The 16,669-nt window shown below is 40.1% G+C and carries 17 protein-coding genes; 6 read left to right on the top strand and 11 right to left on the bottom strand.

The window, feature by feature from the left end; genetic code table 11:
• Window position 1: 1 nt before the first annotated feature.
• Both ADJ60_RS01710 and rpiA read right to left on the bottom strand, forming a co-directional pair.
• Window positions 2-1,213 carry a phosphopentomutase gene (locus tag ADJ60_RS01710; protein WP_049543007.1) on the bottom strand — a complete coding sequence of 404 codons (1,212 nt, stop codon included), beginning with the start codon at window positions 1,211-1,213 and terminating at the stop codon, window positions 2-4.
• Window positions 1,214-1,236: 23 nt separating this feature from the next.
• Window positions 1,237-1,920 carry a ribose-5-phosphate isomerase RpiA gene (rpiA, locus tag ADJ60_RS01705; protein WP_049543006.1) on the bottom strand — a complete coding sequence of 228 codons (684 nt, stop codon included), beginning with the start codon at window positions 1,918-1,920 and terminating at the stop codon, window positions 1,237-1,239.
• A gap of 198 nt (window positions 1,921-2,118) precedes the next feature.
• Here rpiA and ADJ60_RS01700 point away from each other — a divergent pair, with 198 nt between their 5' ends.
• A complete protein-coding gene (locus ADJ60_RS01700) occupies window positions 2,119-2,304 on the top strand; it encodes a hypothetical protein (protein WP_001068558.1) in 186 nt (61 codons plus the stop codon).
• A 23-nt stretch (window positions 2,305-2,327) separates the two neighbouring features.
• Here ADJ60_RS01700 and ADJ60_RS01695 read toward each other — a convergent pair whose 3' ends face one another.
• The 4 genes from ADJ60_RS01695 to ADJ60_RS01680 form a co-directional block, all read right to left on the bottom strand.
• Entirely contained in the window at window positions 2,328-3,179 is an 852-nt protein-coding gene (locus ADJ60_RS01695) for an NAD(P)H-hydrate dehydratase (RefSeq protein WP_049543003.1), read from the bottom strand.
• Window positions 3,180-3,319: 140 nt separating this feature from the next.
• The gene (locus ADJ60_RS01690; RefSeq protein WP_049543001.1) at window positions 3,320-4,177 is read right to left on the bottom strand and encodes a bifunctional methylenetetrahydrofolate dehydrogenase/methenyltetrahydrofolate cyclohydrolase; all 858 of its coding nucleotides are present in this window, start codon (window positions 4,175-4,177) and stop codon (window positions 3,320-3,322) included.
• A 177-nt stretch (window positions 4,178-4,354) separates the two neighbouring features.
• Entirely contained in the window at window positions 4,355-5,089 is a 735-nt protein-coding gene (locus tag ADJ60_RS01685) for an amino acid ABC transporter ATP-binding protein (RefSeq protein ID WP_000140954.1), read from the bottom strand.
• Entirely contained in the window at window positions 5,089-5,772 is a 684-nt protein-coding gene (locus ADJ60_RS01680; RefSeq protein WP_001011639.1) for an amino acid ABC transporter permease, read from the bottom strand. The genes ADJ60_RS01685 and ADJ60_RS01680 overlap by 1 nt, the downstream gene beginning before the upstream one ends.
• Before the next feature lie 190 nt (window positions 5,773-5,962).
• Between ADJ60_RS01680 and ADJ60_RS01675 the strand changes: the two genes are divergently transcribed.
• From ADJ60_RS01675 to ADJ60_RS01655, 5 genes are all read left to right on the top strand, one after another.
• A complete protein-coding gene (locus tag ADJ60_RS01675; protein ID WP_049515694.1) occupies window positions 5,963-6,193 on the top strand; it encodes a DUF1797 family protein in 231 nt (76 codons plus the stop codon).
• Between the two features lie 230 nt (window positions 6,194-6,423).
• Window positions 6,424-8,682 (top strand): ATP-dependent Clp protease ATP-binding subunit, encoded by a 2,259-nt coding sequence (locus ADJ60_RS01670; RefSeq protein WP_000882498.1) that lies wholly within the window; start codon window positions 6,424-6,426, stop codon window positions 8,680-8,682.
• Window positions 8,683-8,811: 129 nt separating this feature from the next.
• Complete coding sequence (locus ADJ60_RS01665; protein WP_020902950.1) at window positions 8,812-9,264, top strand: NUDIX hydrolase; 453 nt, start codon at window positions 8,812-8,814, stop codon at window positions 9,262-9,264.
• A 58-nt stretch (window positions 9,265-9,322) separates the two neighbouring features.
• A complete protein-coding gene (locus ADJ60_RS01660) occupies window positions 9,323-9,622 on the top strand; it encodes a DUF1827 family protein (RefSeq protein WP_000767189.1) in 300 nt (99 codons plus the stop codon).
• 135 nt (window positions 9,623-9,757) lie between these two features.
• Entirely contained in the window at window positions 9,758-10,390 is a 633-nt protein-coding gene (locus ADJ60_RS01655; RefSeq protein ID WP_004256539.1) for a GNAT family N-acetyltransferase, read from the top strand.
• Window positions 10,391-10,437: 47 nt separating this feature from the next.
• Here the strand turns inward: ADJ60_RS01655 and ezrA are convergent, their stop codons facing one another.
• The 5 genes from ezrA to ADJ60_RS01630 all read right to left on the bottom strand — a co-directional run bounded on the left by ezrA (window position 10,438) and on the right by ADJ60_RS01630 (window position 16,644).
• On the bottom strand, window positions 10,438-12,165 hold the full coding sequence (gene ezrA, locus ADJ60_RS01650; protein ID WP_049515687.1) for a septation ring formation regulator EzrA: 1,728 nt from the start codon (window positions 12,163-12,165) through the stop codon (window positions 10,438-10,440).
• Between the two features lie 81 nt (window positions 12,166-12,246).
• Window positions 12,247-14,193 carry a DNA topoisomerase (ATP-hydrolyzing) subunit B gene (gene gyrB, locus ADJ60_RS01645; RefSeq protein ID WP_000134056.1) on the bottom strand — a complete coding sequence of 649 codons (1,947 nt, stop codon included), beginning with the start codon at window positions 14,191-14,193 and terminating at the stop codon, window positions 12,247-12,249.
• A gap of 14 nt (window positions 14,194-14,207) precedes the next feature.
• Window positions 14,208-14,771, bottom strand: a complete 564-nt coding sequence (locus ADJ60_RS01640) for an HAD family hydrolase (protein WP_004239328.1) — start codon at window positions 14,769-14,771, stop codon at window positions 14,208-14,210.
• A gap of 84 nt (window positions 14,772-14,855) precedes the next feature.
• The gene (locus tag ADJ60_RS01635; RefSeq protein WP_023946435.1) at window positions 14,856-15,410 is read right to left on the bottom strand and encodes a DJ-1 family glyoxalase III; all 555 of its coding nucleotides are present in this window, start codon (window positions 15,408-15,410) and stop codon (window positions 14,856-14,858) included.
• Window positions 15,411-15,420: 10 nt separating this feature from the next.
• Window positions 15,421-16,644 carry an FtsW/RodA/SpoVE family cell cycle protein gene (locus ADJ60_RS01630; protein WP_000830666.1) on the bottom strand — a complete coding sequence of 408 codons (1,224 nt, stop codon included), beginning with the start codon at window positions 16,642-16,644 and terminating at the stop codon, window positions 15,421-15,423.
• Window positions 16,645-16,669: the final 25 nt, after the last annotated feature.

Below are 16,669 nucleotides of genomic sequence, written 5' to 3'. Positions count from 1 at the left end.
CTTATACCAATTTATCTAAGAAACTTTCCCCAATCATGGCAGTTTCCACATCAAAGTTATCGGCAACAGTCGCTGAGATATCTGCAAAATGTCCGACAGGAATGAGACCATTTCCTTTAAAGGCAGGGCTATAGGCCAACAATGGAATATATTCGCGAGTGTGGTCTGTTCCTGCATAGGTTGGGTCATTTCCATGGTCCGCTGTAATCAAGAGAAGGTCGTTCTCTCGCATGGCTGCTATAATTTCAGGCAAGCGTTCATCAAACTCATGCAAGCAATCACGGTAACCATGAGCATTGCGGCGGTGGCCGTAAAGGGCATCAAAGTCAACCAAGTTTGTGAATGAGAATCCTTTTTCAAACTCAGCAAGGCCCATGGTCTTCAATAGTGTATCAATTCCATGACTATTTGACTTGTTGTGACCCATATCATGGTTGATACCAGCACCGTTAAAGATATCATTGATTTTACCAACAGCATAAGTATCGATACCAGCCTCATTCAATTTATCCAAAACAGTCGGTGCAAATGGAGAAACGGCTAAGTCACGACGGTTGGCTGTACGAGTGAAGTTACCTGGTTCACCTACATAAGGGCGAGCAATGATACGACCTAGAAGGGCAGGACGTTCAAGTGTAATTGAACGAGCGTATTCACAGATACGGTACAATTCGTCCAAAGGAATAATATCTTCGTGGGCAGCAATTTGCAAGACCGGGTCAGCTGAAGTATAGATAATCAACTCCCCAGTTTCCATTTGACGTGGTCCAAAATCATCGATAACAGCCGTTCCTGAGTAAGGTTTGTTAGCTTCACGAATAACCTTGCGTCCTGAAAATTCTTCGATTTTTGTCAGGATTTCTTCTGGGAATCCATTCCAGAAAGTATCGAAAGGCTCAGTAATGTTGAGTCCCATGATTTCCCAGTGTCCAGTCATGGTATCCTTACCAAGGGATACTTCCTCTAATTTTGTTGCATATCCAGTTGGATTGCTTTCTGCAGGTACAGTCTTAAGAGGAGTTTCACGAGGAATATTTCCCAGACCAATTTTAGCCATGTTTGGGACATTCAAACCAACTGCTTTTGAAATGTGTCCTAATGTGTCAGAAGCTCCATCTGGAACTCCTGCATTGACAAAGTTATTAGCATCTGGTGCAGCACCGATTCCTACAGAATCTAGTACCACCAAGTGAATACGATTAAATTTTGACATAGTGTATCTCCTTATTCTTTTAGTTATCTTGCTTTTGTTGAAGTTAAAATCTGAACCCCGTCTCGTCCAGCAACGATGACCTTATCCACCATTTGATTGAATAAGCCGTGCTCCACGACGCCAACGACATGGTCCAATTCTTGTCCGAAAGTAATTGGATCTTCAATGACATCCAAGGCAAGGTCAATGATAAAATTCTGCATATCGGTCACAAAACGTTGGCCGTCTTTTTCGCGGAAACTTGGTTTGTAGCCAGCTCGCTCAAAACGACGAAAGACCTGTTCTGCGCCATACTGAACCACTTCTACTGGCAATTTAAAAGCACCCAGTTTCTCGACTAGCTTGCTTTCATCCACTACCCAAATGTAGTCTTTTGAGGGCGTTGCAACAACCTTCTCCATCAGAAGGGCACCACCACCACCTTTGATTCCATTAAACTGATTATCCACTTCATCCGCCCCGTCGACTGTCACATCGACAAAGTCTACTTGGTCAATAGACTTGAGTGGGATATTAAGCCCTTCAGCCTGTTTACTAGTCACACTAGAAGTCGTTACAGCTGTAATCTGCAACCCTTCTTCCTTGATACGACGACCGATTTCTTCGACAAAATAATAGGCAGTAGAACCCGTTCCAAGTCCGACAACCATACCATCCTTGACAAACTCAGCAGCCTTGATACCTGCCATTTTTTTCAGATTTTCCACTCAAACACCTCCATTAAAGAGCTAACTTTATTATAACATGTATCACTTTTTATTTCATGGATACACTGAAAAAAACCGAACATTTTTATTTTTATGTCCACCTTGTTTTGGTAGTTAGAATATTAGCCAAAAGTAGCAACAGTTGATTTTTTATCATAAAGATGATTAAATAGTTAAGTAAAGAAAAGGAGAAATAAGATGAACCCATTAGATTTGTTTAACCAAGTAAAAGAATTAATCGAAACAAAAGATTTCGAAGCGGCAAAAACATTTGTTGCAGAAAATCAAGAACAGCTTGGAGAATACTTCTCCCAAGCTCAGCAGTTAATTTCTGGTTCTGAAGGTCTAGATGGCCTCGTTGGAAAGATTAAAGGATTTTTCTAAAAATATAAAGGCGCCTGAAACGATCAGGTGCCTTTTTGAGATATTTTTTTCATTATTTTGAGAAGATGACTACTGATTTCCGTCGGCAAGACCACATAATGTTCTTGAGATAGTTCTTGGGCTATGGCTGAATGAAGATGGGTTGCTACTGCCACACGTTCGTAGAGACTGGCCTGTCGAAATTGGCCTACAAATCCTGCAATCATCCCAGCCAGAGTATCTCCCATTCCCCCAGTCGCCTGATAGGGACCACCAACCTGTAACTGGTAATAATCAGATTGGCCAACTTGCCAAATACGAGTAGCTGAACTTTTTTCAACTAAAATCGTTCCTTGAGGGAAGGAAGTCAGGGCACTAGCCGTTGCAGCTTCGCTTTGATTTTCAATAGCAATACCAGACAGCTTTTCCCATTCTTTTTGGTGGGGAGTTAGGATAAGCTGGTTAGACGGAAATGACAAACTTGTCCTAGCAAGAATAGTCAAAGCACCTCCATCTACAATCAAAATCTGATTCTGTCTTAAGCTAGCAAAGACCTGTTTTACTAAATCTTCTCCAAAAACATCATCTCGTAAACCAGGCCCCAGCAAGACAACTTCTGCCTTCTCCAATTGCTCTTGTAACAATTGCTGGTCTTGCAGAGAAAAGGCCATAGCCTCAGGTAAATGGCTGTGCAGAGCAGGGATATTTTCCCTATCCGTTCCAACGGTCACCAATCCTGCACCGCTTTTTACAGCTGCCAAAGCAGCCATGATAATAGCACCACCATAAGGATAGGTCCCACCCAGCAACAGCAGACGACCGTAATTTCCTTTATGACTTGTACGAGAACGTTCAATAATGACTTTTTCTAATAAGGTTTGATCAATCACTTTCATCTTTTTTCCTCTCGCATTTATTATACAACAAAAAGGAGGCGCATACCTCCTTTTATAAACTTATTTCTAAAATTTAATATTCATTTCTGCCATTTTAGATATAGCTATAGAAAATACACTTTCCTCAGAAAATTTTTCTCTTATTTTCTATCCAATGTCCGGAGTGCTGCTTGATAAGTTTGCTCCATCAGCATAGTAATGGTCATAGGACCTACACCTCCAGGAACTGGCGTAATATGGCTAGCAAGTGGGGCAACTGCCTCATAATCAACATCCCCACAGAGCTTACCATTTTCATCGCGGTTCATCCCGACATCGATGACAACCGCACCAGGTTTTACAAAGTCAGCAGTCACAAACTTAGCACGACCGATTGCAACAACCAGAATATCTGCTTTAGCAGCCACCTTGGCAAGATTATGAGTCCGTGAGTGGGTCAAAGTCACTGTCGCATTCTTTGCCAAAAGAAGCTGGGCCATAGGTTTTCCAACGATATTGGAACGACCAATGACGACCGCATTTTTACCTTCCAAGTCAATCCCATATTCATGAAACATTTCCATAATTCCTGCAGGTGTAGAAGGAATCATGACTGGATGACCAGACCAGAGGCGTCCCATGTTTAAGGGATGGAAACCATCCACATCCTTTTCTGGGTCAATGGCCAACAAAACTGCTTCTTCATCAATATGTTTTGGTAATGGTAACTGGACCAATATCCCATGCCAAGCTGAATCTTGATTGTATTTGGCAATCAAGTCTAACAATTCCTCTTGAGTAATGGTATCTGGAACTCGCACAACTTCACTACGGAATCCAGCCGCAAGGGCTGACCTCTCCTTGTTACGAACGTAGACTTGGCTGGCAGGGTTGTCCCCAACCAAAATCACTACCAAACCAGGTACTAGCCCCGTTTCTTCCTTTAATCTTTTAGTCTTTTCAGCCAGCTGTCCTTGTAACTTAGCTGCTAGAGCCTTCCCATCAATAATCTGTGTCATATCACTTCTCTTTTCTTTCAAATATCTTCCATTATACCAAAAACTGCTAATCCCCTCTAACACTTCTTTCCTAGGCTATCCTATAGTTTCAAACTATAAGAAAAAGCTCTAGTCGAGCTTTTCATTAATCTATACTTTATATGTAAAGTTAGCTACAAATAGCTCCACAAAACTAACTTATAAAACCTTACTCAAGAAGTCTTTAGTCCGTTGTTCTTGGGTTTGTTCAAAAATCTGTTCAGGTGTTCCATCTTCAACAACCACACCATCTGCCATAAAGATGACACGGTCTGCCACCTCACGAGCAAATCCCATTTCATGTGTTACGATAACCATGGTCATTCCTGACTTGGCTAAGTCTTGCATAACAGCCAACACCTCACCTACCATTTCAGGGTCCAGGGCTGAAGTTGGCTCGTCAAAGAGCAAAACATCCGGTTCCATGGCCAACCCACGCGCAATAGCAATTCGTTGTTGCTGGCCACCTGACAAACTCTGTGGGTAAGCATCTGCCTTATCTGGTAAGCCAACTTTTTCCAACAACTCTTGGGCTCTCTTCTCAGCCACTGCCTTGCTCTCACCTTTGGTCTTGATAGGTGACAAGGTGATATTTTCCATCACAGTCATATTAGGAAAGAGATTGAATTGTTGAAAAACCATGCCCATCTTCTCACGCATGGCAAAGAGGTCATTCTTCTTGTCCGTAATATCGACTCCCTCAAAGATAACCTTCCCTTTGGTCGCTTCTTCTAACAAATTCATAGAGCGAAGCAAGGTAGATTTCCCGCTCCCTGAAGGACCGATGATAACGACAACTTCTCCTCTTTTAATCTCGAGGTTGATGCCCTTCAATACTTCATTCTTTCCAAATGATTTATGTAAATTTTCAATTTTTATCAAGGTTTCTGTCATTATTTCTTATCTCCTTGTCCCATACGTTTTTCAAAAGCTTTCAAGGCTACTGTCAAAATAGAGGTCATAATCAAGTAGTAAAAGGCTGCAAATAAAAGTGGTGTTAAAGGTAGATAGGTTGTTGTAGAAACTGTTGTAGCCCCGTTCCACAACTCCATAACACCAATAGCTGATAAGAGGGAACTATCCTTGATAATAGTGATAAATTCGTTCCCCAATGCTGGTAAGATATTTTTGATTGCTTGTGGCAAAATCACATAGCGCATAGCGTTTTTAGGACGAATCCCTAAAGAATAGGCCGCCTCTAACTGACCTTTTGGAACCGCATTAATCCCAGCACGAACAGTCTCAGAAACATAGGCACCACTGTTCATAGAGATAATCAAAATCCCTGGAATCAGACGAGAAAGATCAACACCCAAAATTCCAACCTGAATAGTCGGAGCATTGATGTGCATAAGGGCAAAGGCAATCATAATCTGAACCATCATCGGTGTCCCGCGGAAAATCCAAACGTACAAGTTGGCGAGCCAAACAAGCGGTTTAAACTTTGAACGTTGCCCAAAAGCCAAGACAACACCCAAAATAGTCCCAAAAAAGACAACACAGATAGAAATGAGAACCGTCACGACAGCCCCATAGTTAAAATAAGGTAAATACTTAGGTAAAAAAGAAAAATTCATAGTCACACTGCTTTCTAAAATAGAATACTGTATGATTATAACATGTATTGAATTAAAATTCAAATCTTTTGTCTAATTTATTCAAAAAACCTTTAAGCTAGTAGAATTAGCGAGAAATCTTAGTTTTTTCTAGGCAAGTTGACCTCCTTTATGGTAAAATAGTAACGATAAGAAATGAAGGAGAATCAAAATGGAATCACATTTGGTTAGAATCATCAACCGCCTTGAAGCAATGACAAAAGACGGTGGAAATTTAAAACGTAATTTTGAACGCGAAGGAGTTGTTGTTGCAGAAGTTGCATACAGCCACGACGAAGAAAACGGCTCAATCTTTACCCTTCGTGATGTCGAAGCTCGCGAAACTTATACGTTTGACAGCATTGACTTGATTGCAATGGAGATTTACGAACTCCTTTACTAATACAAAACAAGCTGGGATTACACCCTGCATGTCTAACCAAAATCCTTTTTGTCTCACAAATAGGATTTTTTTATAGTCCAAATCCACAAAGTTCTTCATTGTAACAACTTCTCAAAGCTGCAATCTTTTTACTTGCTTTACACCCCAATCCTGTTATAATGAGAGTATAGAAATTTGACTATTTTTGACCATTAAACAGGTCAGGCTAAATAAAGAAATGAGGTAGATGTATGCTTTGTCAAAACTGTAAAATCAATGACTCAACGATTCATCTTTATACCAATCTCAATGGAAAGCAAAAACAAATTGACCTCTGTCAAAACTGCTATAAGATTATCAAGACAGATCCTAACAATAGCCTCTTTAAAGGTATTACGGATCTGAACAATCGTGACTTTGATCCCTTTGGTGATTTCTTCAATGACCTAAACAATTTCAGGCCTTCTAACAATACTCCTCCGACTCCCCCAACCCAATCAGGTGGAGGTTACGGTGGAAATGGCGGTTATGGTTCCCAAAATCGTGGACCTGCTCAAACTCCTCCACCAAGCCAAGAAAAAGGCCTACTGGAAGAATTTGGTATCAACGTAACTGAAATTGCCCGTCGTGGAGATATTGACCCCGTTATTGGGCGCGACGATGAGATTATCCGTGTCATAGAAATTCTCAATCGCAGAACCAAGAATAATCCTGTTCTTATCGGTGAACCAGGTGTCGGAAAAACTGCCGTTGTCGAAGGTCTAGCTCAGAAAATAGTTGATGGAGATGTTCCCCATAAACTACAAGGAAAACAAGTCATCCGTCTGGATGTGGTTAGCTTAGTTCAAGGAACGGGTATCCGTGGACAATTTGAAGAACGCATGCAAAAACTCATGGAAGAAATTCGCAAACGTGAGGACATCATCCTCTTTATCGATGAAATCCATGAAATTGTCGGTGCTGGTTCTGCGGGCGATGGCAATATGGATGCAGGAAATATCCTCAAGCCCGCCCTTGCTCGTGGAGAGCTGCAATTGGTCGGTGCTACTACCCTCAATGAATACCGTATCATTGAAAAAGATGCAGCCCTAGAGCGTCGTATGCAACCTGTTAAAGTGGATGAACCAACAGTGGAGGAAACAATTACTATCCTCAAAGGCATTCAAAAGAAATACGAAGACTACCACCACGTTCAGTATACCGATGCTGCAATTGAAGCAGCTGCAACTCTGTCCAATCGCTACATCCAAGATCGCTTCTTGCCTGACAAGGCCATTGACCTCCTAGATGAAGCTGGTTCTAAGATGAACTTGACCTTGAATTTTGTGGATCCTAAAGTAATCGATCAGCGCTTGATTGAGGCTGAAAATCTTAAATCTCAAGCTACACGAGAAGAAGATTTTGAGAAGGCCGCCTACTTCCGTGACCAGATTGCCAAGTATAAGGAAATGCAAAAGAAAAAGGTCACAGACCAAGATACTCCTATCATTAGTGAGAAAACCATTGAGCACATTATCGAGCAGAAAACCAATATTCCTGTTGGTGATTTAAAAGAGAAAGAACAATCTCAACTCATCCATCTAGCCGAAGACCTCAAGTCTCATGTTATTGGACAAGATGATGCTGTCGATAAGATTGCCAAGGCTATTCGCCGTAATCGTGTCGGTCTCGGTACCCCTAACCGCCCAATCGGAAGTTTCCTTTTCGTTGGGCCAACTGGAGTCGGTAAGACAGAACTTTCCAAACAATTAGCTATCGAACTCTTTGGTTCTGCTGACAGCATGATTCGCTTTGATATGAGTGAATATATGGAAAAACACAGTGTGGCGAAATTAGTCGGTGCCCCTCCAGGTTATGTCGGCTATGACGAGGCTGGGCAATTAACTGAAAAAGTCCGCCGCAATCCCTACTCTCTTATTCTCTTGGATGAAGTAGAGAAAGCCCATCCAGATGTCATGCATATGTTCCTCCAGGTCTTGGACGATGGTCGTTTAACAGATGGACAAGGACGTACCGTTAGCTTCAAGGACGCCATCATCATCATGACTTCAAATGCAGGTACAGGTAAGGCAGAAGCTAGCGTTGGATTTGGTGCTGCTAGAGAAGGACGTACCAACTCTGTTCTTGGTGAACTCGGTAACTTCTTTAGCCCAGAGTTTATGAACCGTTTTGATGGTATTATCGAATTTAAGGCTCTCAGCAAAGATAACCTCCTTCAGATTGTCGAGCTTATGCTTGCAGATGTTAACAAACGTCTTTCTAGCAACAACATTCATTTGGATGTAACCGACAAGGTCAAGGAAAAATTGGTTGACCTTGGTTATGATCCAAAAATGGGAGCACGCCCACTTCGTCGTACTATTCAAGACTATATTGAGGACGCAATCACTGACTACTACCTTGAAAATCCAAGCGAAAAAGACCTCAAGGCAGTGATGACCAGCAAGGGTAACATTCAAATCAAATCTGCCAAAAAAGCTGAAGTAAAGACTTCTGAAAAAGAAGTATAAATCCTATAGAAAAGGAGTAGAAAATGAAAATTTTCTGCTCCTTTTTACTAAAATAACTATAAATTCTTGACAGCTAGGCCTTTGTCCATTAAGATAATAATAAAGATAATAGATAATGAGGAAAATGCAATGGCAAACCCAACTTTCGGAGAAAAAAAAGCGAATACAGACTATGTTTCACGCTATGGCGTATATGCAGTTATACCTGATGCTGAACAAAAACAAATTGTTCTTGTTCAAGCACCCAATGGCGCTTGGTTCCTACCAGGTGGCGAAATTGAAGCTGGTGAGAACCATCAGGAAGCCCTAAAACGTGAATTGATTGAAGAGCTTGGCTTCACAGCTGAAATTGGTGCCTATTACGGACAAGCTGACGAATATTTCTACTCTCGTCATCGTGACACCTACTACTACAATCCTGCCTACCTCTATGAAGCAACTTCTTTCAAAGAAGTGCAAAAGCCACTAGAAGACTTTAATCATATTGCCTGGTTCCCTATTGATGAAGCTATTGAAAATCTCAAACGTGGTAGCCATAAATGGGCAATCCAATCATGGAAAAAACAGCATAAGATTGACTAAATCCAGCCACTTTATTCAAAAAGTGCTATAATAGAATTAGAAAATCGGAGGAAATGTTATGAAGCTAATCAATACGACAAACTCACACTCGCAACTTGTTAAAAGCCAGCTAGAAAGTACAGACGCAACCCTTGTTGAGGTCTATTCTGCAGGGAATACCGATGTTATTTTTACCCAAGCTCCGCTTCACTATGAAATCCTCATCTCAAACAAACACCGCGCTATTCGAGAACCTGAAATCGAAGCTATTCAAGAATTTTTCTTGAAACGTAAAATTGATAAGGACTCTATTGATGAGGCCAATATCAAAACCCTCTATTCAGAAAAATTAATTGGAATTTCGATTCCAACCAAATAAAATCTTGGAGAGATTAGAAAGTGCTTTGAACCTTATGGAACAAAATTAGGTTTATTTAGCTTTTTAAATCATCTCCAATTTTTTATCTATAAAATCTTGTCATACAAGATTTTGTAGATAATTAAGGAGACAAACATGGGAGACATCATATATAGAGAGGCAAGAATTGAAGAAAGCGAAAAAATTGGAAAATTATTAGCCAATTCCTTTCTTGACTATCCCTTTTTAACGATTATAACTGATGATTTGAAGAAACCTGACTCCTATCCTGCTTTTGTAGAAACGTTGCAAATTCTGCTTACTAGAGTCTATATTAAGAAGGGAAACTGTTTAATTGCGGAACAGGATGGAGACTTACTTGCAGTCGCCCTTTTGCAACAAAAAGATTTCTGTATACTATCCTATCTACGAAATGGAGGAACAAACATTTTTCGCTACATTCGACCACAAAATCTCCTTAAATACTTTGACTTTGTAAAACGTTCCAAAAAGCATTTAGAACAATCAGGGGAGTTTGATTGGTATTTGATGGCTTTAGCTGTCAATATAGAAAGTAAGGGGCGGGGAATAGGCAGTACTTTTCTGACACAAGGGATTGAACCTTATGTCAAATCAAAAGGCTGTAAACACTTGGGACTCATAACTAGTACAGCTAGAAATACCTCATTCTACGAAAAAAACGATTATGTATTACTGGACCATATGGACTTAGAATATGGGTCAAAATCAATTGGTAACTGGGCATTTTTAAAAACTATAAATAAATAAAAAAAATTTGGTGCTGCTTATCACAGAACCAAATCTTTTTTATTATGTTAGAAACGAATCGTCTCACGTGTTTTTTCGTATGAAGTGACAAAACGGTTGGTTACACCTGGTTCTGCAACTTCCAAAGCTTGCGAAATCTTATCAAATGAAGCATGATAATCAAATTCTTTTTCAAAAATTTCTAATGATTCATTAAAAGCTTCTTGAATTCGTTCATCAAATGAGCGATAACGGTTCGAATACTGTAGCAATTGTTCTGTCAACGTTGCATATTGAACAATATTATATGTTTCTTCTTCAAGTGCTTCCATATCATTTGTTGCAATTTCAAGCATCCGGTTCACAGCTTCTATATTGACCCGAGCTTCTTCTAGTTCAGCCATCAACTCTTCAGTATGGTTACTTGCTGTAAAGAACAACTGTAAGAAATTCTGAGGAATACCTGGAAGATTGCGTTTTTCCATATATCTCTTAATTGTGTGAAGACGATTAACATAAACATTTGCCTTCTGGCGAGCATTGATATCATCTTTTTCAATCTGAGCAAGACGTTGACTAACCTCAACTTGTTCATCTTCAATTTCCTTCAAAGTAGCTTGTAAGTTTTCCAAACGTTCTTCAAGGAATGAATAAGGTTCAGAATGTTCCTCTTGTTCAGAAGTTAGTTCCAATACAGATTCTTCTAAAGATTCTAACTCAGCTTGTAATCTATGAACATGACTAACATCCGTTTCAGATAGTAGGTAATTGTTACTCAATCGTTGAATATCTTCCACTAAAACAGCATTACTATCTTTCATGTGTTTCAAATATGTAGGAAGAGTTGCAACTAAGCCTTCTACTACTTTTTGAGCAGCGATTTCTCGTGTAAAGATATCATAGAGTGAATTGATTTCTTCTTGAACTTGAGTATTTTCATACTCAGCATTATCCAACTCTAATTGTGCAATATTTTCGTGGTTTTTCTTCAAAGATTCATAAAGCAATTGGAAGCGAGATTCAATATCCGTTTCAGCAAAATGATAGTTAGCATCTAAAAGCTTACGGTAACCATCCTCCAAATCTTCCAATTGATCAGGTAGCTCTTTAGATAATGTTTTTACAATCGCTGGCAGGCGGTCAACAATGTGACTCAAAGCCAAGATATGATTTTCAGCATTATCCAAAATCACAGCAGCTTCTACTGGGTCACCTGAAGTGTTCAAAGTAACAAACTGAGAAAACTCTGATTGGATATTTTCCAATTGTTTTTCGATTTCAGATAAACCTTGGCCATATTCTTCAGAATGATCAGCCACTCGGTGTTGCAACTCTTCAAACAAGTCCAAGGTATGAAGAACACGACCGCTGTTTTTAGATTCTTGTTTCTCCAAATCTGCCAAGGCATTGCGAATTGCCGCAATATCTTCTTCAATCAAGGTAATTTGGCTCTCGATTTGGTCAATTTGATGACTAGCCTTAAAAAAACGGAATGAATTGTTATAACCTTCTGCCTCGAAAAGATTATTTTCGATATCGGCAAAAGAGTTAAGAGATAGGTCAACCCATTTTTGGTTCCATTCACGGAAAGTCACTTGACTTTGTCCAATCAAGTGCATATTTTTTACAGCTTCAACTTCATCATTAACTGGAAGATTGTACAGCTCTTCTTTTTTCTCTTCTAAAATTGCTAATTTACTTTCATTGCGTTTCCGTACATAAATTGCTATAGCATATGAAATCAGCAATATAATTGCAATTGCAATTATAAGATATACTACTAGACTATCAGACATATTAAACTCCTTTTTTACTTGAAACAATCGTAATGATTATATCATATTTTTTAGACCAAGGGAACTACTTCTCCCGATTTTTTAGACATCAAGTGTACTATAGACGGCATTTTCTTCGATAAATTCACGACGAGGCTCTACTCGATCCCCCATCAACATATCAAAGATTTTATCTGCTTCTGCAGCATCATCCACAGAAACTCTAGCCATCAAGCGATGCTCGGGATCCATGGTTGTTTCCCATAACTGATGATCGTCCATTTCACCAAGACCTTTATACCTCTGAATAGTTGGTTTGGCACGACCTTCACTGTGGCGGGCTAAGGCTTCTTGGAGTTTAATTTCTTGGTCTGCTCCTGGCTGGATATATTCTTTAATCTCGCTTCCAACCTTGACACCATAGATTGGAGGTTGGGCGATATAAACATAACCAGCTTCTAGGATTGGTTTCATATAACGATAAATCAAGGTTAAAAGAAGAGTACGAATGTGGGCTCCATCGACATCGGCATCGGTCATCAAAACAAGTTTTTGGTAACGGGCTTTTGAAACATCAAATTCTGCACCAAATCCTGTTCCCATCGCTGTGAAAAGACTACGAATTTCTTCGTTAGCTAGAATCTTATCCATACTTGCCTTTTCAACGTTCAAAATCTTACCGCGGATTGGAAGAATTGCCTGAAATTCACGGTTACGACCAGATTTTGCTGATCCACCAGCTGAGTCTCCTTCGACGATGAAGAGTTCTGTTTCCGCAGGATTGTTAGAAGAACAGTCTGCTAGTTTCCCTGGAAGGTTGGAAATTTCCAAACCAGATTTTTTACGAGTGACTTCTCGCGCACGCTTGGCAGCCACACGAGCCTTAGCAGCTAGAATTCCTTTTTCTACAATGCGTTTTGCAATTTGAGGATTCTCCATAAGGAAATCAGAGAAGGCATCGCTGAAGAGACGATTGGTAATCTTGACCACTTCGCTATTTCCCAATTTGGTCTTGGTTTGTCCTTCAAACTGTGGATTTGGGTGTTTAACTGAGATAACAGCAGTTAATCCTTCACGAACATCTTCCCCTGTTAGGTTGTCTTCATTGTCTTTCAGTAACTTATTTTTACGAGCATAATCGTTGATAACACGTGTCAAGGCTGTACGGAAACCTTGTTCATGCGTTCCACCTTCATGGGTATGAATATTATTGGCGAAACTCATGACATTTTCATGGTAACCCGTTGTGTACTGCATGGCTACTTCAACCGTGATATCATCCATTTCACCATCTGTGTAAATTGGTGTATCAAAGATAACATCCTTGTTCTCGTTGATATATTCAACGTAGCTAGCAATCCCACCTTCATAGTGGTAATGCTTAGTTTGTTCTAGCCCCTCACGCTTATCTGTGATGGAGATTTGAAGACCACGATTTAGAAAGGCCAACTCTTGAATCCGTTTATTTAATTTATCAAAATCAAAAGTTGTTGTTTCAGTGAAAATTTCTGGATCCGGTATAAAGTGAACTGTTGTTCCAGTTTTATCCGTATCTCCAACCACCTCAAGGTCTGCGACAACATGACCACGACGGTATTCTTGGTAATGAATCTTACCATTTTTGTGGACATGAACATCTAATTGAGTTGAAAGGGCGTTAACAACTGAGGACCCCACTCCGTGAAGACCACCTGAGACCTTATATCCGCCACCGCCAAACTTTCCTCCAGCGTGAAGAACAGTAAAGACAGTCTCAACGGCAGGTCGACCTGTTTTTTCCTGAATATCGACTGGGATACCACGTCCATCATCAACAACTGTAATCGAATTATCTGGCTCAATAAAGACTTGAATATGGCTAGCAAATCCTGCCAAGGCCTCGTCAATTGAGTTATCAACAATTTCCCAGACTAGATGGTGAAGACCTTCTTTTGAAGTTGACCCGATATACATCCCTGGACGCATACGAACAGCCTCTAAGCCCTCTAAAACTTGAATTTGACTGGCATCATAATCTTGTGCCTGCAGATTTTTGATTTCTTCTGTCATCTTATTCCTTTTTCTTACATGTCTAATACTTGTCTTAAATTCACGATACTGGTAAACAAGTGGGTAGCTAGTCCTGCAGCTTGCCCGGCTTCGATATCAATCGGTCGATCACCAATGACAAGGCCTGAACTAATTTGATATTTTTCTCTTAAATAAATCATGGATTCAGGATCTGGTTTTCTCTTAAAGCCTGAGTTAGAAGTCACCACTTCTGTAAAATAAGCTGCTATAGAGGTTTTTTCTAAAATTTCCAAGACCTGATCATTTCGATGAGAAACCAAAAAATGACGGCCACCTTGATTGGAGATATCTTTCAATAAATCAGAAACTCCATCAAACAAAATCGGATGTTCAAGCTCTCTGGCTTCATTTTCCTTATATTTTTCTAAAAAATTCTCTAAGTTGGGAGCGAATGTCTCAATCGCAAAATCAGTAGAAACCTTTAAAGCCTGATAGACACTGTCATGGTCTTGTGTGATGCCATACAATGCCAATGTTTCAACAAATGCAGCTGTTGAAGTTTCGTAATTATCCAGTAAAGTTCCACCTAAATCCCAGATATAATCGTGATATTTCATACCCTTCATTATAGCATTTTTTTATGAAAAAAGCGATGATTTCCCTGAGTTTTCCACATAAAAAACGAGAGTTTGACTCCCGTTTTACTGATTTTTACCAAAGACATCTCGATAGAGCATTCCTGTTCGTAAAGTCTCTGCGTCTCCTCCTAATTGCTCCACCAACTCGTAGGCAAAGGCAAGGGCTGTTGAGGGGCCTCGACTGGTTATCAAATGACCATCTACCACTACTGTTTCCTTTACATATTGACCATCAAAGATTTGCTCTTGAACGCCATCATAGCAAGTGTACTGCTTGTTTTTCAATAGCCCTGCTTGATTGAGGGCAATTGGCGCCGCACAAATGGCTGCCAGTTTCTTCCCTTCTCGTTCAAAGCTTTGCAACTCTTGAATCAAGGCCTGATTATCGCGCAAATGTGCAGAACCAGGCATACCTCCAGGAAGAACAATCATGTCATAGTCTGATAAATCACCATCAAAAACACGGTCTGCACTTACTTGGATTGCATGCGAACCCGTCACTTGCTCTTCAAAACCAACCATATCACAAGTAATATTTGCACGACGCAAAACATCCACAACTGTCAAAGCTTCAATTTCTTCAAAGCCCTGAGCCAACATAACTGCTACTTTTACCATGATTTTCTCCTTATTTGATTTGTTTTAATACAACCTTTTTCCGTTTGAATGGAACTTTTCCGCTCTTTTCTTCAGCTAGATTAGTCTGGTAACTCATCGATAAAAGCAAGCCAACACCGATTAAATTACTGATAATAGCCGATCCTCCTTGCGAAATAAAAGGCAAGGGAATCCCAGTCAAAGGAAGCAAACCTGTCACGGCACCGATATTCTCAAAGATATGGAAGAGTAACATCATAATCAAACCTGTGGAAATATAGGTGTAGAACTGATTATTTGATTTAAGAGTAATCTTCAACATACGATAAATCAGCATGAGATAAAGGGCAATAACAAGGACAGAGCCAATAAAGCCAAAATCTTCTGCGATAACCGTGAAAATCATATCCGACTCTCGAACTGGAATAAGCAGATTCGAAGCATTAAACCCTTGTCCAAATAAGCCACCGCTTCCAATGGCAATCTGTCCTTGAGCCTGTTGGTAAGTGGTTGTTTGGGCAAAGTCAAAAGGATTGAGCCAAGCCAAAATACGGTTGATTTGGTAGGTCGGCATTCCCAGTTGATGGAGAAAAGCCCGACCGTCCTTGCTGATAAAAATAGCTAAGAAACCAGCAATTCCTGTTACAGCAGTCACAAATACTGGGATAATAATTTTCCAAGAAACCCCCGATAATAAAACGATTCCTGAGAAAATGGCTACAAAAACCAAAGCCGTCCCCAAGTCACTTTGAAGTGCCAAAAGAACTAGGACTGGAATGGTAAAGAGAATCATCCAGAAAATCAACAAGAAGTCCAGCGGAACTGTGCGTCTCCATTCCTTATGTTTTTTGGTAAACTGGACAATCACACGAGCCAACATGAGGATATAGGATATCTTCATAAATTCTGACGGCTGGAACAAGGTAACACCATTTACCGATACCCAGTTTTTGGCACCTGTTGATGCAACTAAGCTTGGATTATAAAAGACGATAGGTAAAACCATAAGTCCCAAGCCTAAAATATATAGAAAGGGTGTAACCTTCCAAAGAAATTCAGTATTAAAGAGCATGACCACAAAACCAATCACAAGCCCCAAGGCGATCCAGGCGACCTGCTGCCCTAAAATGGGCAGAATATTGTTTGGATAATCATGACTAACAGCTATATAAATAGCCACCACGCCGATAACCAGTAGGAAAAATACTGGCAGGAGCAAACTATAATCGACTCTAGAGTCGAGAGAACGTTTCATATATACTAACCTTATACTTTCATAC

Source organism: Streptococcus pseudopneumoniae, assembly GCF_001076775.1.
In the GTDB taxonomy this organism is placed as follows: Bacteria; Bacillota; Bacilli; order Lactobacillales; family Streptococcaceae; genus Streptococcus; species Streptococcus pseudopneumoniae_G.
This window is presented reverse-complemented; position numbering and strand designations above follow the sequence as displayed.